Source organism: Conexibacter sp. CPCC 206217 (assembly GCF_030646165.1).
Taxonomy (GTDB): Bacteria; Actinomycetota; Thermoleophilia; order Solirubrobacterales; family Solirubrobacteraceae; genus Conexibacter.
This window is the reverse complement of sequence record NZ_JAUTDO010000005.1, coordinates 144,887-163,340: the sequence shown is the minus strand read 5'-3', so window position 1 is coordinate 163,340 and position 18,454 is coordinate 144,887. Positions and strand designations below refer to the sequence as shown.

At 72.7% G+C, this 18,454-nt stretch carries 19 protein-coding genes; 2 read left to right on the top strand and 17 right to left on the bottom strand.

Annotation, left to right across the window (positions count from 1 at the left end):
- Position 1: 1 nt before the first annotated feature.
- The 13 genes from Q7L65_RS14895 to Q7L65_RS14835 all read right to left on the bottom strand — a co-directional run bounded on the left by Q7L65_RS14895 (position 2) and on the right by Q7L65_RS14835 (position 14,110).
- A complete protein-coding gene (locus Q7L65_RS14895; protein ID WP_304722259.1) occupies positions 2 to 1,450 on the bottom strand; it encodes an MmgE/PrpD family protein in 1,449 nt (482 codons plus the stop codon).
- Entirely contained in the window at positions 1,447 to 2,748 is a 1,302-nt protein-coding gene (locus Q7L65_RS14890; RefSeq protein ID WP_304722258.1) for a CaiB/BaiF CoA-transferase family protein, read from the bottom strand. The genes Q7L65_RS14895 and Q7L65_RS14890 overlap by 4 nt, the downstream gene beginning before the upstream one ends.
- Positions 2,748 to 3,962 (bottom strand): CaiB/BaiF CoA-transferase family protein, encoded by a 1,215-nt coding sequence (locus tag Q7L65_RS14885; protein ID WP_304722257.1) that lies wholly within the window; start codon positions 3,960 to 3,962, stop codon positions 2,748 to 2,750. The genes Q7L65_RS14890 and Q7L65_RS14885 overlap by 1 nt, the downstream gene beginning before the upstream one ends.
- Before the next feature lie 2 nt (positions 3,963 to 3,964).
- The gene (locus tag Q7L65_RS14880) at positions 3,965 to 4,873 is read right to left on the bottom strand and encodes an amidohydrolase family protein (protein WP_304722256.1); all 909 of its coding nucleotides are present in this window, start codon (positions 4,871 to 4,873) and stop codon (positions 3,965 to 3,967) included.
- Between the two features lies 1 nt (position 4,874).
- Positions 4,875 to 5,858 carry a CoA ester lyase gene (locus Q7L65_RS14875; RefSeq protein ID WP_304722255.1) on the bottom strand — a complete coding sequence of 328 codons (984 nt, stop codon included), beginning with the start codon at positions 5,856 to 5,858 and terminating at the stop codon, positions 4,875 to 4,877.
- The gene (locus tag Q7L65_RS14870; RefSeq protein WP_304722254.1) at positions 5,855 to 6,862 is read right to left on the bottom strand and encodes a C-terminal binding protein; all 1,008 of its coding nucleotides are present in this window, start codon (positions 6,860 to 6,862) and stop codon (positions 5,855 to 5,857) included. Before Q7L65_RS14870 ends, Q7L65_RS14875 begins: the two co-directional genes overlap by 4 nt.
- Entirely contained in the window at positions 6,859 to 7,629 is a 771-nt protein-coding gene (locus Q7L65_RS14865; RefSeq protein ID WP_304722253.1) for an SDR family NAD(P)-dependent oxidoreductase, read from the bottom strand. Before Q7L65_RS14865 ends, Q7L65_RS14870 begins: the two co-directional genes overlap by 4 nt.
- A gap of 11 nt (positions 7,630 to 7,640) precedes the next feature.
- The gene (locus tag Q7L65_RS14860) at positions 7,641 to 8,882 is read right to left on the bottom strand and encodes a Xaa-Pro peptidase family protein (protein ID WP_304722252.1); all 1,242 of its coding nucleotides are present in this window, start codon (positions 8,880 to 8,882) and stop codon (positions 7,641 to 7,643) included.
- Positions 8,883 to 9,047: 165 nt separating this feature from the next.
- Entirely contained in the window at positions 9,048 to 9,773 is a 726-nt protein-coding gene (locus tag Q7L65_RS14855; RefSeq protein WP_304722251.1) for a GntR family transcriptional regulator, read from the bottom strand.
- Between the two features lie 49 nt (positions 9,774 to 9,822).
- Positions 9,823 to 10,680, bottom strand: coding sequence for an ABC transporter permease (locus Q7L65_RS14850; RefSeq protein ID WP_304722250.1), 858 nt, complete (start codon positions 10,678 to 10,680; stop codon positions 9,823 to 9,825).
- Positions 10,681 to 10,682: 2 nt separating this feature from the next.
- On the bottom strand, positions 10,683 to 11,474 hold the full coding sequence (locus tag Q7L65_RS14845) for an ABC transporter ATP-binding protein (RefSeq protein WP_304722249.1): 792 nt from the start codon (positions 11,472 to 11,474) through the stop codon (positions 10,683 to 10,685).
- Positions 11,475 to 11,484: 10 nt separating this feature from the next.
- Positions 11,485 to 12,573, bottom strand: a complete 1,089-nt coding sequence (locus Q7L65_RS14840; protein WP_304722248.1) for an ABC transporter substrate-binding protein — start codon at positions 12,571 to 12,573, stop codon at positions 11,485 to 11,487.
- Between the two features lie 175 nt (positions 12,574 to 12,748).
- Positions 12,749 to 14,110: an MFS transporter gene (locus Q7L65_RS14835; protein WP_304722247.1), complete on the bottom strand. Its 1,362-nt coding sequence runs from the start codon at positions 14,108 to 14,110 to the stop codon at positions 12,749 to 12,751.
- Positions 14,111 to 14,169: 59 nt separating this feature from the next.
- Between Q7L65_RS14835 and Q7L65_RS14830 the strand changes: the two genes are divergently transcribed.
- Both Q7L65_RS14830 and Q7L65_RS14825 read left to right on the top strand, forming a co-directional pair.
- Entirely contained in the window at positions 14,170 to 14,553 is a 384-nt protein-coding gene (locus tag Q7L65_RS14830) for a helix-turn-helix transcriptional regulator (protein ID WP_304722246.1), read from the top strand.
- Positions 14,550 to 14,756, top strand: a complete 207-nt coding sequence (locus tag Q7L65_RS14825) for a molybdopterin-binding protein (RefSeq protein ID WP_304722245.1) — start codon at positions 14,550 to 14,552, stop codon at positions 14,754 to 14,756. The genes Q7L65_RS14830 and Q7L65_RS14825 overlap by 4 nt, the downstream gene beginning before the upstream one ends.
- A 3-nt stretch (positions 14,757 to 14,759) precedes the next feature.
- Here Q7L65_RS14825 and Q7L65_RS14820 read toward each other — a convergent pair whose 3' ends face one another.
- From Q7L65_RS14820 to Q7L65_RS14805, 4 genes are read right to left on the bottom strand one after another with little or no spacing between them, the layout of a single operon-like run.
- Positions 14,760 to 15,899 (bottom strand): substrate-binding domain-containing protein, encoded by a 1,140-nt coding sequence (locus Q7L65_RS14820; protein ID WP_304722244.1) that lies wholly within the window; start codon positions 15,897 to 15,899, stop codon positions 14,760 to 14,762.
- A complete protein-coding gene (locus tag Q7L65_RS14815) occupies positions 15,896 to 16,660 on the bottom strand; it encodes an ABC transporter permease (RefSeq protein WP_304722243.1) in 765 nt (254 codons plus the stop codon). Before Q7L65_RS14815 ends, Q7L65_RS14820 begins: the two co-directional genes overlap by 4 nt.
- A gap of 3 nt (positions 16,661 to 16,663) precedes the next feature.
- Positions 16,664 to 17,713: an ATP-binding cassette domain-containing protein gene (locus tag Q7L65_RS14810; RefSeq protein WP_304722242.1), complete on the bottom strand. Its 1,050-nt coding sequence runs from the start codon at positions 17,711 to 17,713 to the stop codon at positions 16,664 to 16,666.
- A 34-nt stretch (positions 17,714 to 17,747) separates the two neighbouring features.
- Positions 17,748 to 18,452, bottom strand: a complete 705-nt coding sequence (locus tag Q7L65_RS14805) for an ABC transporter permease (RefSeq protein ID WP_304722241.1) — start codon at positions 18,450 to 18,452, stop codon at positions 17,748 to 17,750.
- Positions 18,453 to 18,454: the final 2 nt, after the last annotated feature.

Sequence of the window (18,454 nt, the reverse complement as noted above, 5' to 3'; positions counted from 1 at the left end):
ACTACTGCGCGTCCGGCCGCAGCAAGCGGCCGAGCGCGCGCACGTCGGCGACCGTCTCCAGCTCGCCGACGAGCCCGATCAGCGCGACCGTGCGGGCCTCCCAGGCCGGGTCGCTGTCGCGCAGCGGGGCGGTCATGTCGCGCAGCTTCTGCACCAGCTCGTCGTCGGACAGGCCGGCGTCGGGGTCGTGCGGATCGCGCGCGATCGCTTCTTGCGTGAACGTGCGGCCGCGCGCCCGGACGGTCGCCGCGCCGGGCAGGCCGCGGATCACGCGGTCGTCCGGGTCCGCGCCGGCGAGCACCGCCGACCCGGGGTCGACCTCGACCTCGACGCGCTCGCGGAACGCCGCCACCTCAGGATCGCTCTGCGCCACCGCGTCGAACCACAGCGGGCCGGGCGTGCGGCCGAGCGCGAGCATCGCGGCGACGTGCGGGAAGTTGAACTGGCACGTGACGAAGCCGCGCGGCTGCGTCTCGCGAAAGCGCGGCGCGGAGCTGCGCGTGGTGACGCGCAACTGCACCGACTCGATCTCGCCCGCCTGCAGCCGCTGCTCGCGCACGATCTGGTCGAACGCACCCAGCGACGGTTGCATCCAGTACTGGCACGGCCAACGCTTGAAGCGCGCGTCCAGCAGAGACCAGCGCTCGCCGAGATCGCCGGCGAGGTGCGCGAAGTCGAAGCTGTCGTAGCCCATCGCGCGCCACAGGCCGGTGTCGCCGTCGAGCACGTCGACGTGGCCGGTCATGCCGAGCTGCGCGAGCAGGCCGGCGCTGACGCCGGTCGCGGCGTTCCAGCCGCCGTCCATCGACTTGACCATCGGCGCCTCGGGCGCCTCGAACCACTTCAGCGGCGGCATGTCGACGTGCGCTCCGGCGATCCCGACCGCGTGCATCGTCGCGTGCGCGTCGAGCCCGAGCACGTTCGCCGCCGCGACCGCCGCCGACAGCACGCCCGCGGGCCCGCCGCCGACGCGCCAGCCGCCGGCATGCTCGCCGGCCGCCGCGATCACGCGCGGCGGGACGGCCACGTCGAAGCGCGCGCCCAGCTCCGCGCCCGCGGCGATCGCCGCCAGCAGCTGCCCGCCGGACGCGCGGCCGCGCTCCGCCAGCGCGAGCGCCGCGACGACCGTGCCGGCGCCGTGGTGCGAGGTCTGCCCGACGCCGGTGAAGGTGTCGTCCGCGTCGAGCGCGCCCGCCATCCGCCCGTTCGCCGACGCCGCCGCGACGGCGGTGCTGCGCCGCGGGCTGCCGGCGATCGACGCCTCCGACGCCTCCCCGGCGGCGATCGCCGCGAACCGCGTCGAGACGTCGCCGAGCGGCGACCGGCTCCCGCCGAGCGCGCACGCGAGCGTGTCCAGCAGCAGCCGCTTGCAGTGCCGCGTCACGACGGGCGGGAGGTCGTCGTAGCTCAGCCCGGCGAAGTAGTCGGTCAGCGCAGCGGTCGCGGTCATTGGGGTTCCTTGGTCATAGTTGTCTCGCCCACGATCCCCTGAGCCACGAGCGCATCGAACGCCTCCGGCGCCACCCCTGCAAGCGCCTTCAGCAGCTCCCGCGAGTGCTCCCCGTGGCCGGGGGCGGGGAGCGGGTCCGGCTCGGCGACGCCGGCGAGGAAGCGGATCGCGGGGGCGAGCACGCGGACGCGGCCGGCGCCCGGCTGGTCGACCTCGCGCACGAGGCGGCGCTCACGCGCGTAGTCGCCCTCCAGCGCCTCCTTCAGGCCGTTGAGCGGACCCTGCGGCAGACCCGCGCGCTCGAACCGCTCGCCCCACTCCGCGACGGTCCGCGTCGCCAGCGTGTCGGCGACGATTCGCTCGACCTCCGCGAACCGCGCCTGCCGGTCCGGCACGGTCGCGTAGCGGGGATCGACCGCCAGGTCCGGCCGCTCGGCGGCGACGCAGAAGCGCTGCCACAGCGAGTCCATCTGCGCCGACAGGACGATCGCGCCGTCGGCCGCGCGATACGGCCCGAACGCCGGCACCGTGTGGTGGCGGTTGCCCGCGCGCGGCAGCTCCTCGCCCGTCACGAGGTAGAGCTGCGCGAGATACGACAGCAGCGAGACGAGGCTGTCGACGAGCGACACGTCCACGTGCGTCCCGAGACCCGTCGCATCGCGCTGGCGCAGCGCGGCGAGCACGCCGATCACGCCCCACAGCGCGCCCGCCAGGTCGCCCATCGGGATCCCCAGCTTGAGCGGGTCGCCGTCCGGCTCGCCGGTCAGGCTCATGACGCCGCTGACGGCCTGCACGACGACGTCGACCGCGGCCTTGCCGGCGTGCGAGCCGGACTGGCCGAAGCCGCTCAGCGAGCACAGCACGATCTCCGGCTTGTCGGCCTTCAGCTGCTCGTAGCCGAGCCCGAGCCGGTCCATCACCCCCGGGCGGAAGTTCTCGACCACCACGTCGCAGCTGAGCGCCAGGGCCCGCCCGACCCGCTGCCCCTCGGCCGACTTGAGGTCGAGCGCGACGCTCTTCTTGCCGCGGTTGACCGACAGGAAGTAGTGGCTCACATCGCCCGCGTACGGCGGGATCCCGCGCGTGTAGTCGGGCGCGTCGGGATCCTCCAGCTTGATCACCTCGGCTCCCAACTGGGCGAGCACCATCGTGCAGAACGGCCCCGCCAGCACGCGCGTGAGGTCGAGCACGCGCACGCCCTGCAGCGGCGCTCGCGGCGGCGCCGCGCCACCTCCGGGGGAAGGCGACGCGGCGCCGTCAGCGGCCGACGGCGGTGGCAGCGGGGGTGCCCCCGCCATCAGTGGGCGCCCGGCACGGCGTCCGGCGCTCCGACGACGCCCGCGTCCAACAGCGCGGCGATCCGCTCGTCGTCGTAGCCGGCGCCGGCCAGCACCTCGCGCGTGTGCTCGCCCAACGCCGGCGGCGGGCGGTCGATCCCGCCGGGCGTCTCCGACAGCGAGATCGGCGGCGCCAGCTGCGGGAAGTCGTCGCCGCCGGGCGCCGGCAGCGACTGCACGAGGCCGGCCTCCTGCACCTGCGGGTGCGAGAGGATCTCGGAGATCTTCAGCATCGGCGCGAACAGCGCGCCCTGCTCGTCGAAGCGCCGCTTCCACTCGGCCGTCGTGCGCTGCGTGAAGAGCGGCTCCAGCAGCGCGATCAGCGCCTCGCGGTTGGCGGCGCGCTCGGGGCCGGCGACGAAGCGCGGGTCGTGCTCCAGCTCCGGTCTGCCGACGGCGCGGCAGAACTTCGGCCAGCTGTCGCCGCCCCACGCGCCCGCCATCACGTTGCCGTCTGAGGTCGCGAACACCTGGTAGGGGACGTGGACGGCGTGGCGCGTGCCGTGCGGGACGGGGTCGGTCCCTCTCGTCCAGAAGCTGCCCAGGCGCGTGCTGAGCATGCTCAGCATCCCGAACAGCATCGGCGTCTCGACGTGCTGCCCGCGGCCGGTCCGCTCGCGCGCGACGACGGCCAGCAGGATCCCCTGCACCGCGATCATCGCGCCGGTGAAGTCGGCGACCGGCACGCCGATCAGCGCGCCCGCGGAGCCCTCCGCGCCGGTCACGGACATGATCCCCGACATCGCCTGCACGACCGGGTCGGTGCCGGGCGCAGACGCCAGCGGCCCGGTCGGCCCGAACGCGGAGACCGAGCAGTAGATCAACCGCGGGTTGAGCTTCGACATCTCCGCGTAGCCGATCCCGATCTTGTCGGCGACGCCGGGGCGGTAGTTCTCGACCACCACGTCGGCGTCGCGGATCAGGTCGCGCGCGACCTGCAGCCCCTCCGGCGTGCGCATGTCGAGCGCGAGGCTGCGCTTGCCGCGGTTCCACAGCAGGAACAGCGCGCTGTTGTCTCCGGCGAAGTCCCGTCCCGAATAGCGCGACGAGTCGCCGCGCGGCAGCGACTCGACCTTGACGACGTCGGCGCCGTGGTCCGACAGCACGAGCGTCGCGTACGGGCCGGCCATGTGACGGGTGAAGTCGACGACCTTGAGTCCGTCGAGTGCTGGCATCTTCAGTCCTCCTGAGCGACCGGCGGCAGGACCGCCAAGAAGTTGCGATAGGCGATCAGCTCGCGCTCGCGCGCGGACAGCGGCAGCGCCTGCAGGCGCTCGCGGTAGGCGCGCGGGTCGACGAACGGGTAGTTGGTCCCGAACAGCGTGCGATCGACGCCGATGCGGCGGATCAGCCGCACCAGCTCGGCCGGCGTCGGGTTGCCGGCTCTGCCGAGCCGGCTCAGGCGCAGCGACGTGTCGGTGTGGACGTTGGCGTGGGCCGCGGTCAGCTGCACCACGTCCTCCTCGTAGCCGAGCCCCATGTGCGCGAGGATCAGCGTCAGCTCGGGGAAGCTGCGCAGCACCTCGTCGTAGTAGCGCGGGCGGCCGTAGTGGTCGGCGCCCGGCTGCGGCGGCTCACCTCCGCCACGGCCGGACTGCGACAGGATCGGCAACCCCAGCTCCGCGCAGCGGCGATAGACCGGCCACAGCAGCGGGTCGTCCGGGTACAGCCGCATCGACGGCGGGATCAGCTTGATCCCGCGCGCGCCGAGCGCGGCGACCGCGTCGATCTCCGCCACGCTCTCGGCCTCGGACAGGTAGCGCACGTTGATGCCGGCGAACGGGAGGAAGCGCGCGTCGCGCGCGGCGGCGTCGAGGCCCCAGCGGTTGAGCGCGATCAGCTCGTCGCGCAGCAGCGCACGGATCTGCTCCTCGTCGTGCCCGCCCTGCGCCCGCAGCTCCTCGTGGCGCTCGCCGGAGCGCGGCCACAGCAGCAGCACGACGCGGTCGATCTCGGCCTCGCTGGCGCGCATGCCGAGATCCTCCAGCGCGCCGGAGCGACGCGGCTCGGCGACGCCCAGGAGCTGCTGCCAGCGCAGGCCGGCGGCGACGTCGGGGAAGGCGTGGGCGTGCGCGTCGAGCAGCATCTCAGCGGCCCTGCGCGTCGTCGGCCTGCGCCTCGCGACGGGCGTCATCGACCCGCCCGCCGTCAGCCTCCGCCGCCAGCTCCGCGCGCGCGATCAGCTGGTGCGCGGTCGCGGCCATCGCGTAGTCGACGAAGCGGCCGTCCACGACGACGCCCGCGAGTCCCTCCGCGAGCGCTCTGTCGAACGCGTCCAGCACGCGCCGCTCGCGCGCGACCTCTTCCTCGCTCGGCGTGAAGACGCGGTTGACCGGCGCGACGTGGGCGGGGTGGACGACGAGCTTGCCGGCGTAGCCGAGCTGCCGCGCGAACCGCGCCTCGTCGACGAGACCGTCGACGTCCTTCACGTCGCCGTAGATCCCGTCGAGCGGGTGCGGCAGCCCGGCGGCGCGCGCGTCGAGCAGCACCTTCGAGCGGAAGTAGAGCCGCTCCAGGCCTTCGGCCGTCCACTGGAAGCCGAGCCCGCGCGCCATGTCGCCGGCCGGCGCGGTGCCGGCCAGCAGCCCGATCGCGCGCGGCGACGCGACCGCCAACTCGAACGCGAAGTGGGCCGCCAGCGGTGTCTCGATCAGCAGCAGCATCCGCACGGCGCCGTCGTCGAGGCCCGCCGCGCGCTCTGCCGCGCTCAGCAGCTCGTCGACCAGCCGCAGCTCGCTGACGCGCTGCAACCCCGGCACGATCACGCCGGCGAGGCCGGGTCTGACGATCGCGCCCAGCTCCCGCTCGGCGCCCGCGCGCGCACCGCCCGCGGCGCCCGCGCCCGCGTCGCTCCCATCGCCCGGCTTGTTGATCTTCACCAGCACCCGCTGCCCGTCGCGCGCGAGCCGCGGGACGGACTCGCCGACGATCGTGCGCGCCTCGTCCTTGAGCGCCTCGGGAACGCTGTCCTCCAGCACCAGGCAGAGCGCGTCGGCGCCCGCGCGCGGAGCCTTCTCGATCAGGTCCGCGCGGTGGCCCGGCGTGTACAGCACGCTGCGCAGCAGCTTCACCGCAGCGCTCCGCTCGCCGGCTGGTTGGCGGGATGCGCCGGTTGCTCGCCGCCGAGCACGCGCAGCACCTCGGCGATCGCCTTCACGCGCAGATCGCGCACGGCCTCCAGCGAGTACCAGCCCGCGTGCGGCGTGACGATCAGGTTCGGCGCCTCCAGCAGCGGGTCCGGCGGCGTCAGCGGCTCGGCGACCGCGACGTCGAGCGCGGCGCCGCCGAGCCGGCCGTCGCGCAACGCCCGCACGAGCGCCGTCTCGTCCACGAGCCCGCCGCGCGCGAGGTTGATCACGCACGCGCCGGCCTTCATCGTCGCGATCCGCTCGGCGTCGAGGACGGCGCCGCCGCCGGCGCGGGGCGGCGCGTGCAGGCTGACGTAGTCGGACTGCTCCAGCAGCGTCTCCAGCGACACCGGCTCAGCGCCGGCCGCACGGATCTCCGCCTCGGGACGGATCGGATCCGAAGCGAGCACGCGCATGCCGAGCGCGGCGGCGCGCCGCCCGACCGCCTCGCCGATGCGGCCGAAGCCGACGACGCCCGTCACGCGCGTCGACAGCCGCCGCAGCGGCAGGCCCGCGGGGATCCCCCACGTGCCGGCGCGCACGTCGCCGTCGAAGCCGAACAGGCGCCGGTTGAGCGCCATCAGCATCGCGATCGCGTGGTCGGCGACCTCCTCGATGCAGTAGTCCGGGACGTACGCGACCCAGATCCCGGCCGCCGCGGCGGCCGCCGTGTCGACGTTGTCGACGCCGACGCCGTGGCGCACGATCACGCGCGCGCGACGCAGCCGCGCAATCGCCTCGGCGTCCATTCGCAGCCGCGCGCCGACGACGACCGCGTCGGCGTCGGCGGCCAGTTCCAGCGCCTGCTCGCGCGTCAGCCCCTTGCCGTCGCGCACCTCGGTGCCGGACGCGGCGAGCTGCTCGCGTTCCAGCTCCAGTGCGCTGAAGCGGTGGTCGAGGATCGCGACGGAGCGCGTGGTCGCAGTCGTGTCAGTGGTGATGCTCATGCAACTCCCAGCGTGTAGCCGCCGTCGACGACGATGGTCTGCCCGGTGATGAACGCGCCCGCCGGACCGGTGAGCAGCAGCAGCGCGCCGGCGAGGTCGTCGGCGCTGCCGAGCCGGCCGAGCGGGATCTCGGCCGCGCGTGCGCGCGCCGCCTCCGCCGTCCCGAGCACGGCGCGGCGCGTCTGCGTCGGGGTCGCGCCGGGGGCGATCGCGTTGACGGTGATCCCGCGCGCCGCCCATTCGACCGCGAGCGCGCGCGTGAGCTGCTCCAGCCCCGCCTTGCTGGCGGCGTACGCGGCCCGCTCGGCGACCGCGACGCGCGCGTAGGTGGACGAGACGTTGACGATGCGGCCGCCGTCGCCCATCGCGCGGGCGGCCGCCTGCGCGAGCAGGAACGGCCCGCGCAGGTTGGTGGCGAAGACCTCGTCCCATTCCGCGACGGCGTAGTCGACCGCCGGTCCGCGGATCGACAGGCCGGCGTTGTTGACGAGCACGTCGAGCCTGCCCCAGCGCTCGATCACCGCCTCGACGGCGCGCGCGGGCGCCGCCGCGTCGGTCAGCTCCAGGCCCAGCAGCAGGGGCTCGGCGCCGAGCGGCTCCAGCTCCCGCCCCAGTTCGCGCAGCGACGCGGCGTCGCGGCTGGTGAGGGCGACGCGTGCGCCGGCGCGGGCGAGGGCGAGCGCCAGCGCCCGCCCCACCCCCTGCCGTGCGCCCGTCACGAGCGCGACGCGGCCGGGCAGCTCGAACAGCTCTTCGAGGTACGCCACCGCGCGTGCCCTCAGCGCGTGCGCCCGGTCGACGTGTCGAGCGGGTGCAGGTCGATCACGAGCCGCTCGTCGAACGGGTACGTCGTGTAGACGTCGGGGTCGCCCTCGGTCACGACGAGGTTGTTCTCGAGGCGGAAGCCGCCGATGCCGGGCACGCCCGCATACGGCTCGAGGTTGAACTGCATCCCGACGCGCAGCTCGGTCGGGTCGTCCTTGGTGTGCGGGGAGAAGTACGGCGGCTCCCACGGCGCCATGCCCGAGCCGTGGCCGAGCGAGTCGAGCACGTACGGGTCGGCGGCCGCGAAGACGTCGGCCGTCGTGTTGCCCGCGCGCGATGCGGCGCACGAGTTCCAGAGCGCGTCGTAGCACTTCTGGTGCAGGTCGCGCTCCTCCGCCGTCGGCTTGATGTCGTCGCAGACCCACGTGCGCGTGAGGTCGCCCCAGTAGCCGTTGAAGCAACCGCCGATGTCGATGATCACCATGTCGCCGCTGCGGATCACGCGGTCGGAGGTGAAGCGGCGGTACGGCGCGGTGTACGGGCCGGACGCGACGATGTTGGAGCACTGCGTCCACTCGCTGCCGAGCGCGGTCATCTTGTACCAGGCGGCCGCGAGCACCTCGCACTCGCGCACGCCCGGTCTGAGGACTCTGCGGGCGGCGTCCATGCCGGCCTCGGTCATCGCGTTGGCGATCTTCAGACAGGCGACCTCGTCGTCGGTCTTGATGATCTTCGCCTCCATCAGGATCTTGTAGCCGTCGACGAACAGCGTGTCGGGGAAGGCCTTTCTGAGCCCCTCCTCCAGCGTCGGCGACCACAGGTCCACGCCGATCGTCTTCCCCGCGAGGCTCCCGACGAGTCCTTCGACCGTCTCGGCCCACTTGCGGATGCCGACCTCCTCGCGGAAGTTCGCGCGCGGCTGCAACTGCTCCGGCGCGATCCACGGCATCCGCGCACGGCAGTGCTCGTAGTCCATCGTGAACAGGATCGGCGGGTCGTCGGGGGTCAGCACGACGGTCGCGTTGCCCAGCAGCGGCGTCGGACCGAGGTGGTGGCGGTACCCGGTCAGGTAGCGCGCGTCCTCCGTGCGGAAGACGAACAACATGTCGGCCACCGAGGCCGCGAGTGCCTCCTGCGCCTTCGCGAGTCGCTCGCGACGCAGCCGCGCGAAGTCGATGCGCTGCTCCCAGTCGACGCCCATCAGGCCGCCGTCCACCACGCCTACAGCTTCGGAGACAAGCTCGTCGATCGCCATCAGGCGAACCTCCTGAAATTCTCGTGGACCGTCTCTCTCAAGAGAGACTATATCATATATTTGATGTGAGGTGAGAGTCTATCCCTCACTTCACCCGATCCCCGAGCGACGCGGGCCGCGGGCCGCGGGCCGCGCACTCACGCGCGGCCCGCCCGGCAAGCCCTGTCAGGAGTCCGCGATGCGGCCGTGACGCACCAGATACGCCTTCAGCGTGTCCAGCGAGCTGCTCAGGTGATCGTTCATCAATTCGGCTGCCTTGTCGGCGTCGCCGGCACGGCATGCGGCAAGAATTCTGCGGTGCTCTCTCGCGCGCTTGGTCAGCTGACCTTGAATCTGGGTGGTCATCCGCTGATACCGCTCGCTGTTGACCCACAGCATGTCGGTAAATCGAATCAGCCAACCGGAGTTGCACTTCTCGTAGATGCCGAAGTGAAACGCGCGGTGGTGGGTGCGGTGGTCGGGCCAGTGCCCGTCTCTGAACGCCCTCCCGAGCAGGTCGAGCTCCTCGCCGAGGAATCTCAGGTCCGCTCTCGTCAGCCGCGGGACCGCGAGCTGCACCGCCAGCGGCTCGAGCACGAGCCGGATCCGGTAGGTCTCCTCGAGGTCCTCGATCGTCACCGGCGCGACCGTGTAGCCGCGGTGCGGCAGCGGCGTCACCAGGCCTTCGGTCGCCAGCGTCCGCAGCGCTTCGCGGACCGGGATCGCGCTGATCCCGAAGTCCTCCGCGACGCCGTCGAGGTGAATCCGCTCGCCGGCGGCGAGCGCGCCCGAGAGGATGCCCTCGCGCAGCTGCTGGGACGCGTACTCGACGAGCGTGCGCGTGCCGGGGCCTCTCGTCCCGTTGCGCGCCGGTCTCGGCGAGTCAGCAGTGCCACGTCCCGATTCGATCATGGTTCAGAGCATATAGGATATGCGATTCGCCAACAAGCGCCCGCGGGGCCTAGCGGAGCGCTCCGTGATCTTCCCAGAAGACGACCTTCCGGTAGAGGTATTCGACGCTCAGATAGACGAACAGCCCCATGAAGGCGAGGATCACGATCAGCGCGTACACGCGATCGGTTCTCAGCTGGAAGTTGTTCTGCAGCATCAGATACCCCAGGCCGTTGCGCGCCCCCAGGAACTCCGCGACGATCGACCCGATCAAAGCGAACGAGGCGGACGTCTTGACGCCGGCGAAGATGCTCGGCAGCGCCGACGGCAGCTGCAGCTTGAAGAAGATGTCCTTCTTCGACGCGCCGTAGGAGCGCATCAGGCTCATCGCGTTCTTGTCGGTCGTGCTCAATCCCAGCACCGTGTTGATGTAGAGCGGGAAGAACGTCAGCACGATCACCATCACGATCTTCGACGAGATGCCGAAGCCGAACCAGGTGACGAAGACCGGCGCCAGGACGACCTTCGGCAGGCCCTGGAAGAAGACGATGTACGGATACAGCGTGCGGCTGAGGAACGGCGACAGGCTCGACGCGATGCCCAGCAGCAGGCCGCCCAGCAGGCCGAGGATGCCGCCGATCACGGCCTCCGCCGCGGTCGTGAAGAAGTTCTTCGGGAACGTCGGGCTCTGCACCAGGTCGATCAGCGCGCTGAACGTGTCCGACGGCGGCGCGACGATGATCGGCGACACCACCTCGGTGCGCACGAGCAGCTCCCAGCCGCCCAGCACGATGATCAGCAGCGCCGCCGGCGGGATGATCGACCACGCGAGCCGCGCGGGCGTGCTGCGCACTCTCGCGACGGGCCGCGCGGGCGAGCCGTCCGCGAGCGCCGCCGACATCGATGGGGACGTGGCTGTCTTGGCCATGCTCACCTTCCTCCTTGCGGGGCGGGGACGGACGACCCGCGCATCAGGTCGCGCACCTCGACGACGATCTCCTGGAACTCCGGTTCGGTCGCCATCTCCAGCGTCCGCGGACGCGGCAGCGGGACCTCGATCTCGCCGATGATGCGCCCGGGACGCGCGGACATCACGACGATCGTGTCCGACAGCATCACCGCCTCGCTGATGTTGTGCGTGACGAGGCAGACGGTCGGCAGCAGCTCGGCCCAGAGGCTCAGCAGCTCCATGTTCAGGCTCTCGCGCGTGAACTCGTCCAGCGCGGAGAACGGCTCGTCCAGCAACAGCACCTGCGGGCTGGTCAGCAGCACGCGCGCGAGTGCCGCGCGCTGCTGCATGCCGCCCGACAGCTCTCTCGGATAGGCGTCGGCGAACTGGTCGATGCCGACGGTGCTGAGCATTCTGTGGGCGCGCTCTCGGTACGCCTTCTCGTCGCTCAGCTTGAGCAGCTCGAACGGCAGCATCAGGTTCTTGATGACCGTTCGCCACGGCAGCATGACGGGCGACTGGAACATCATCCCGACGTTGGGATTGGGGCGTTCGACGAACTCGTCGCCGATCCGCACCGACCCCTCCTCGTACGGGACCAGGCCGGCTGCGATGTGCAACAACGTCGACTTGCCGCAGCCGCTCGGCCCGACGATGGTGGTGAAGGTTCCCTCGCGCAAGCTGAGCGTCGCGTCGCTGAGTGCTGTCAGCGACGCGCCGCTCTTCAACGCATAGCGCTTGTCGACGTGCTCGAAGGTGATCGGAAGCGCCATCGGCAAACCCCTACTTCGCGGTCTTCGGGAAGTCGTTGATTCTTGCCTGCTCGGAGTTGTCGATGATCGCGCCGATGTCGGCGGGTCTGGTGAGGACGTCACCGTCGTCACCCTTGGCACCCGACAGCAGGAAGTCCTGGTAGTCCTCCCAGCCCTGCTCGTTCACCTCACCGTAGTGCTCGCTCTCGACGCCGCCCGGGGGGACGGTGATGTCGAGCATCGCCTCGAAGAAGGCTCTGCCGGCGTCCGGATCCTCGAACGCGTCCGGCAGCCGTCTTCTCATCACTTCCAGCGCCGCCTCCGGGTTGGTGAGCGCGTAGTGCTGCGCTCTCGCGGTCTCTCTCAGGAAGTCGACCCACATGGCGCGGTCGTCGTCCCACGCCTGCGGTGAGATCGTGATGCCCGTGCCGGGGAACTTCGCGACCTCGGGCGGGCTGATGCGGCGGAAGTCGAAGCCGGCGCTCTTCATCTGCTGGAAGTCGACGACGCCGGAGGAATAGGCGTCGACGCGGCCGTTCTTGAGCGCGTCGGCCGCCTGCAGGCCGAAGCCGACGGGGATCACGTCCGCGTCGATTCTGGCGTTCTTCATCAGCGCCCGCACGAACGGCACCTCGCCGCCGCTGGCCTCCGAGACGCCGATCGTCTTGCCGTCGAGGTCGGCCATCGTTCTGACAGGCGAGTCACCGGTGACGATCACGTCGAAGGTCGGCCCGTAGACGTAGGAGAACGGGACCTTCAGCTCGTGGCCCTGCGAGCCCGCGACGAGGATCGCCGCCGGGCTGGTGAGGCCGGCCTGCGAGTTGCCGCTGACGATCTGCTGCACGACGCCGGAGCCGCCGTTGCCCGGCACGAACTCCATGTCGATGCCGACGTCTCTGTAATAGCCAAGTGACTGAGCGAGACCGAACGGGTAATAGAAGATGTTCTCACCCGAGTCGCTCGCCACCAACAACTTAATCTTCGTCAGCTCTCTGCCACCGCTGTCACTGGACGTCGAACCCGACGAGCTGCTGGAGCTGCCGCAGCCGGCCAATAACAGGATCGCGACGACGATCAGAGCCGCCGCCGAGGCGAGCGGAACTCTCACTCTCTGCTTCATGCCAACTCCCTCTCCTCAAGCTTTCGCGCGACCTGGTCGGAGTCGCTTGGGCGAAAGACGCACTCGCGTGTCGAGGCCTCTCTCACCCCGGGCGAAAAATATATATCTGATAGGGAGCGGAGTCAAGGCACGCAACGGCGACGGTCAGAGGCACCCGCCGATCCGCCTCGCGGTGTCATGCACTGGAATCGAGTCGCGACCCGACGCGTACATGGTGACCGCTGCGCGGCCAGACCGCCAGTGCGGCGGCCACGGCCGCCGCGGCGAGCGCCGCCAACAGCCAGGCGGTGGCGCTCAGCCCGATCGCGGCGCCCAGCACGCCGGCCAGCGGATAGGTCAGCAGCCAGCAGGCGTGCGAGAGCGAGAACTGCGCGGCGAACAGCTGCGGCCGCTCGTCGTCGCCGCCCGAGCGCTGGATCAGCCGCCCGCTCGGCGTCTGCACCAGCGACAGCCCGACACCGAGCAGGAACCAGACGGCGAGCAGCTGGCCGAAGCTGCCGACGGTCGCGGTCAGCGCGAGTCCGACGACGAGCAGGCCGCCGCCCGCGAGCATCGCACTGCGGTCGCTGACGCGGTCGAGCACCCGCGGCAGCGCCAGCGCGACGACCATCGCCCCGGCCCCCGCCGCGCCCAGCGCCCACGCGACGTCGCCCGCATCGCGCCCCAGCATGTCGCGCACGTAGACGACGGTGTTGACGATCACCATCGCGCTCGCCGCCGCGACGGCGAGGTTGAGCGCGAGCAGGCCGCGCAGCCGTGGAGTGGCGAGGTAGCGGCGGGTGCCGGCGGTGAGGAGGTCGAGGCGGGAGCGGAGGCTCGACGCGACGCGCGCGGCCGCCGGGTCCCCCGGCGCCGTCGGTCCACCCGGCGCGGTCGGCAAGCCCCCCGCGATCCGCTCGTCCGGCGCGGTCTGCTCCTCCGGCGCGGTCCGCTCCTCCGGCGCGGTCCGCTCGCTCGCACGCGCGGGCAGGCGTGCGGAGACGACCAGCAGGGCGCTGCAGACGAACGCGACGCCGTTGGCGGCGAAGAGGGCGCCGTAGCCGGTGACGACGAGCAGCGCCGCGGCGAGCGCGGGGCTCAGCAGGTTCTCCAACTCGTAGGCGAGCCGCGAGAGCGACAGCGCGCGGGTGTACGCCGCCTCGTCGTCGAGCACCTCGGGGACGAGCGCCTGGAACGTCGGCGTGAAGCCCGCCGAGCAGGCGTTGACGAGCACGATCAGGACGTAGACCTGCCAGACGCGGTCCGCGAACAGCATCGCGACGACGCTGCCGGCGCGCAGCAGGTCGAGCGTCACCAGCAGCCGCTTGCGGCGCACGTGCGCGAGCAGCCCGGCGATCGCCGGCGCGACGAAGACGTAGACGACCATCTTCAGCGCCAGCGCGATGCCGACGACGCGACCCGCGTCGTCGCCGGCGAGGTCGTAGGCCAGCAGCGTTAGCGCGACCGTCGTCAGCCCGGTCCCCAGCAGCGCGATCGTCTGCGCGGCGAACAGACGGCGGTAGGTCGCGTTCGCGAGCGGGCTGCGCGCGCCGATCATGCAATCCAGTCCATGATTGAACATATGAACATGTCTTCACAAAAGGTATCATCACGAGCGTGCCGCATCCGTCGGAGCACGACGACGCGAACCGCCCGCTCGGCTTCGACGAAGCCGAGGCGCTGGCCGAGTCGATCCGCGCGTTCGGGACCGCCAGCCGCCTGCGGCTGCTGTGGGCGCTGCTGGACGGCGAGCTGACGGTCGACGAGCTGGCCGAGCGCGCCGAGCTGTCGCCCAGCGCCGCCTCACATCAGCTGCGCGTGCTGCGCCAGGGCCGCCTCGTCGCCGTGCGTCGCAGCGGCCGCAACGCGCACTACCGCCTCTACGACCACCACATGACCGATCTGCTCGCCGCCCTGCGCCACCACCACGAGCACGTCAACCCGCCGGTCGGTGCGAGTAGCCTCGCCTCACGCCGAATCGATCCGAGGAGCACGACATGAGACTGAGCGCCCGCAACCAGCTGGCCGGCACCGTCACGAAGATCCACGAGGGCGCGGCGATCGGCAACGTCGAGATCGACGTCGCGGGCCAGCGCCTCGTCTCCTCGATCACCGTCGAGGCGATCCACGAGCTGGGCCTGAGAGAGGGCAGCGAGGTGATCGCGATCGTGAAGGCGTCCGACGTGATCCTCGCGACGCCCTGAGGCTCAGCCAGCCGCGCGGTAGTCGCGCGCGAAGGCTCTGAGCTGCGACGCGCCCGGTGTCAGGACCGTGAGCGGCACGGGGGCGGTCGGCGGTCGGCGTCTTCTCAGCAGCGCGAGGGGGACGTCCACGAGCGCGTTCGCCAGGTCGCGCAGGCGCGGGGCGACGAGGCAGCGCAGGACCGGATCGTCGCGCAGCGCGTCGAGCGACGCCGTCGAGGCGATCGCCGGCGCGCCGACGCCGCCCGCGTACAGCCCGCTCCACTCGCCGCTCGGGTGCGCTCTGCGCAGTGCGCTCGCAGCGCCAACCGCGGTCGAGTCGTTCCAACTCAACACGACCCGCACGCCGGGATAGTCCCGCAGCGCCCGCGCGACCGCGGCTTCCGCGTCCGCGCTGCTCTGCGCCGTCGTCGCGGCGACCGCTCTCAGCTGCGGCGCCCGCGCCGCGAGCGCTTCGAGCAACGCGCTCTCCCACGGTCTCGCGAGCGGGGCGAAGGGGTCCGCGACCGGCGCACCGGAAGGGGCCGCGGGCGTCGTCGCACTGCGGTCGGCGTCGGGCGTCGTCGCGCTGGCGGCCGGCTGCGGCGGCGTGGCGCTCGGGGACGGGCGCACGATCAGGACGTCGCCGCCGTCGGGCAGGGCGCGGGCGGCCCAGTCGGCGGCGTTGCGGGCGAGCAGGCGGCCGGCGCGGGCGGGGTCGGCGGTGATCGTCGCGCTCTGGTGCGCGAGCGAGACGGCATACGTGACGATCCCGATCCCGCGCTCAATCGCTTCGGCCGCGAGCGGGTCGAGCGCGGCGGCGTCGAACGGCGCCACGGCGACGACGCGAAAGCCGCTGCTGTCGGAGGTCAGTCTGCCGAACTCTGCTCTCTGCGCGGCCGCTCCCGCCGCGTCGTCGCTGAACGTGACCCGCGCGCCCACCCTCTGCGCGCGCTCGCGCACGAGCGCCCGCAGCTCCTGCACCGGCGGGTAGTAGGACGCGTAGTCGATCGCGATCGAGCGCGCCGCCAGTTCTCTGACGTGCAGTCCGAACTGCTCCGGCTCCGCACCGCAGCCGGCCAGCGCCGGTGGCAGCCAAACCGCCGCCAGCGCCCCCGCGGCGCCGCGCAGCAGCAGCTCGCGCCGCCCGATCCCCGCACCGCTCACGCGCGCGCTCCCGGAACTCCGCTCGCCAGCACGCGGGCGCGGCCGCGCAGACGTGGCCGCAGGCGCGCGACCCCGGCGCCGCGCTGCACCAGCGTCAGCAGCAGCGCCAGTGCGGCCAGCAGGAGCAGCAGCACGAGCACGCAGGCGACCGCGCGGTCCGGTGCGCCGGCGGCCAGTTCCAGCAGCACCGTCGAGGTGAGCGTGCTGGTCTGGTCGCGGATGTTGCCGCCGACGATCACGACCGCGCCGACCTCCGCGATCGCCGAGCCGAGCGTGGCGATCACCGCGGCCGCGATCCCGACGCGCGCCTCGCGCAGCGCCAGTGCCGCGCGCTGCCACCTCGAGGCGCCGAAGGCGCGCGCCTGCTCCTGCAGCTCGGCCGGCAGCCCGCGCAGCGCCGCGCTCGACAGCGCGACGACGATCGGCAACGCCAGGAGCGCCTGCGCCGCGACGACCCCTCTGGGCGTGTAGAGCCAGCCCAGTCTGCCGAGCAGCGAGCCGGGCGTCAGCGTCAGCGCGAGGTAGACACCGAGCACGACCGGCGGCAGGCCCAGACCGGCGTTGGCGAGCACGAGCCCGACCCGCCGCGGCCGGGTCGAGGCAGCCGACAGCCACAGCGCCAGCGGCACTCCGACCAGCAGCGCCAGCACGGTCGCCAGCAGCGCGAACCGCAGCGTCCGCAAGGTCGTCTCGACCAGCCCGACGTCGCCGGCGGAGATCTGCCCGATCGCCTGCCAGACGATCTCGATCACGAACCGCACCGCTCAGCGCTCCCCGCGCTGCTGCGCAGCGGTCGTGCCGGGGCTCTTCGGCGCACGCTCGCGCGCGGCGGACGCCTCGTCGAGCTGCGGCCCGTTCGCAACGGCAAGGGCAGTGCCGGCCGGCGCCGCGCTCGTCCCGTCGCCCGGCAGCTCGACGCCGCCGTCGAGCCGCACGCGCACCGGCTCGCCGTCGGCCGGGCCCGGGTACGGCGCGCGCGTCTGGACGCGGCCGTGCTCCAGCTGCAGCTCGCACAGCAGGCCGTCCTCCTCCGGGATCCGCCGCACGACGCGCCCCGCCAGCGGCCCGTCCGGATCGAGCGCGACGTGCGCCGGGCGCAGCCGCACGATCGTCCCGTCCGGCTGGCGCAGCTCGCCGGTGAAGCCGAGGAAACGCGCGTGGGCGGTGCTGACGGGGCGCTCCAGCACGGTCGCGGTCGGACCGCTGATCAGCTCGCCGTCGAGCAGCAGCGCGACGCGGTCGGCGAGCGCCCACGCCTCGGCGCGGTCGTGCACGACCAGCAGCGTCGCGCGCACCGGGTCGCGCAGCAGTGTCGCGGCGTCCTGCAGCAGCTCGGCGCGCGTCGGCGCGTCGAGGCCGGCGAACGGCTCGTCGAGCAGCAGCACGTCGGCGCGCAGCGCCAGCGCACGGGCGATGTGGACGCGGCGCGCCTCGCCGCCGGAGAGCGCGGACGCAGGCCGCCCCGCCAGCTGCGCGACGTGCAGTGCGTCGAGCGCCGCGGCCGCTCGCTGCGCCCGTTCGGCGCGCGGCACGCCCCACCACGCCAGCGCCGCCTCGACGTTCGCCTGCACGCTGCGCCGCGCCAGCGCGGTGCCCTGCAGCGCGGCCGCGACCCGCCCGCCGCGCTCGACCGTCCCGGCGGACGGCTCCAGCAGCCCGGCCAGCACCGCCAGCAGCGTCGACTTGCCGGCGCCGTTGGGACCCAGCAGCGCGACGACCTCGCCGCGCTGCAGCTCCAGCTCCAGCCCGCTCGCCAGCGTCCGCCCGCCGCGCCCGATCGCCAGACCGCGCGCGCGCAGCAGCGGGGCGCTCACGCCCGCCGCCCCTGCAACGCGGTCAACCGGGCGCTCACGCCCGCCGCCCCTGCAACGCGGTCAGCGCGGCGGCGATCACGACGAAGATGCCGAGCAGGACGGTGCCGTACGCGACCGCGAGCCCGTCCTGGCCGCCCATGCCCCAACTCTGCAATGCCGCCGTCGCGAGCGTCGCGTCGCCGAACGATGCACCCACCACCAGGATCGCTCCGACGGCGCCCATCGCGGTCCCGAGCGCAGTCAGCAGCGCCGCGATCACGCCGACCCGCGCCTCGCGCAGCGCCAGCGCCGCGCGGCGCCACGGCGAGGCGCCGAAGGCGCGGGCCTGCTCCAGCAGCGTGCCCGGCACCGACTGCACCGCGGTGGCTGTCAGCGCGACGACGATCGGCAGCGCGAGCAGCGTCTGCGCGAGGATGATCGCCTGCATCGAGTAGATCCAGCCGAGCCCGCCGAGCGGGCCGCCGCCCCAGCGCGAGTCCGGCCACAGCAGCAGCCACAGGATCAGGCCGAGCGCGACCGGCGGCGTTCTCAGCGCGGCGTTGAAGGCCCACGCCAGCACGCCGCGCCCTCGGAACGATCGCAGCCCCAGCAGCAAGCCGAGCGGCAGTCCCACCAGCGCCGCCAGCAGCGTCGACTCGAAGCCGACCCGCAGCGTCCGCAGCGTCGTCTCCAACAGCTGCCGGTCGCCGGAGAAGATCAGCTCCAGCGCCTGCCGCAAGCCGTCGAGCAACTGCTCCACGC

Bases quoted from the DNA above. Each gene is read 5' to 3' on its own strand.
- Q7L65_RS14895 (WP_304722259.1), bottom strand. From the start codon at position 1,450: ATGACCGCGACCGCTGCGCTGACCGACTACTTCGCCGGGCTGAGCTAC.
- Q7L65_RS14890 (WP_304722258.1), bottom strand. From the start codon at position 2,748: ATGGCGGGGGCACCCCCGCTGCCACCGCCGTCGGCCGCTGACGGCGCC.
- Q7L65_RS14885 (WP_304722257.1), bottom strand. From the start codon at position 3,962: ATGCCAGCACTCGACGGACTCAAGGTCGTCGACTTCACCCGTCACATG.
- Q7L65_RS14880 (WP_304722256.1), bottom strand. From the start codon at position 4,873: ATGCTGCTCGACGCGCACGCCCACGCCTTCCCCGACGTCGCCGCCGGC.
- Q7L65_RS14870 (WP_304722254.1), bottom strand. From the start codon at position 6,862: ATGAGCATCACCACTGACACGACTGCGACCACGCGCTCCGTCGCGATC.
- Q7L65_RS14860 (WP_304722252.1), bottom strand. From the start codon at position 8,882: ATGGCGATCGACGAGCTTGTCTCCGAAGCTGTAGGCGTGGTGGACGGC.
- Q7L65_RS14855 (WP_304722251.1), bottom strand. From the start codon at position 9,773: ATGATCGAATCGGGACGTGGCACTGCTGACTCGCCGAGACCGGCGCGC.
- Q7L65_RS14850 (WP_304722250.1), bottom strand. From the start codon at position 10,680: ATGGCCAAGACAGCCACGTCCCCATCGATGTCGGCGGCGCTCGCGGAC.
- Q7L65_RS14845 (WP_304722249.1), bottom strand. From the start codon at position 11,474: ATGGCGCTTCCGATCACCTTCGAGCACGTCGACAAGCGCTATGCGTTG.
- Q7L65_RS14840 (WP_304722248.1), bottom strand. From the start codon at position 12,573: ATGAAGCAGAGAGTGAGAGTTCCGCTCGCCTCGGCGGCGGCTCTGATC.
- Q7L65_RS14835 (WP_304722247.1), bottom strand. From the start codon at position 14,110: ATGATCGGCGCGCGCAGCCCGCTCGCGAACGCGACCTACCGCCGTCTG.
- Q7L65_RS14825 (WP_304722245.1), top strand. From the start codon at position 14,550: ATGAGACTGAGCGCCCGCAACCAGCTGGCCGGCACCGTCACGAAGATC.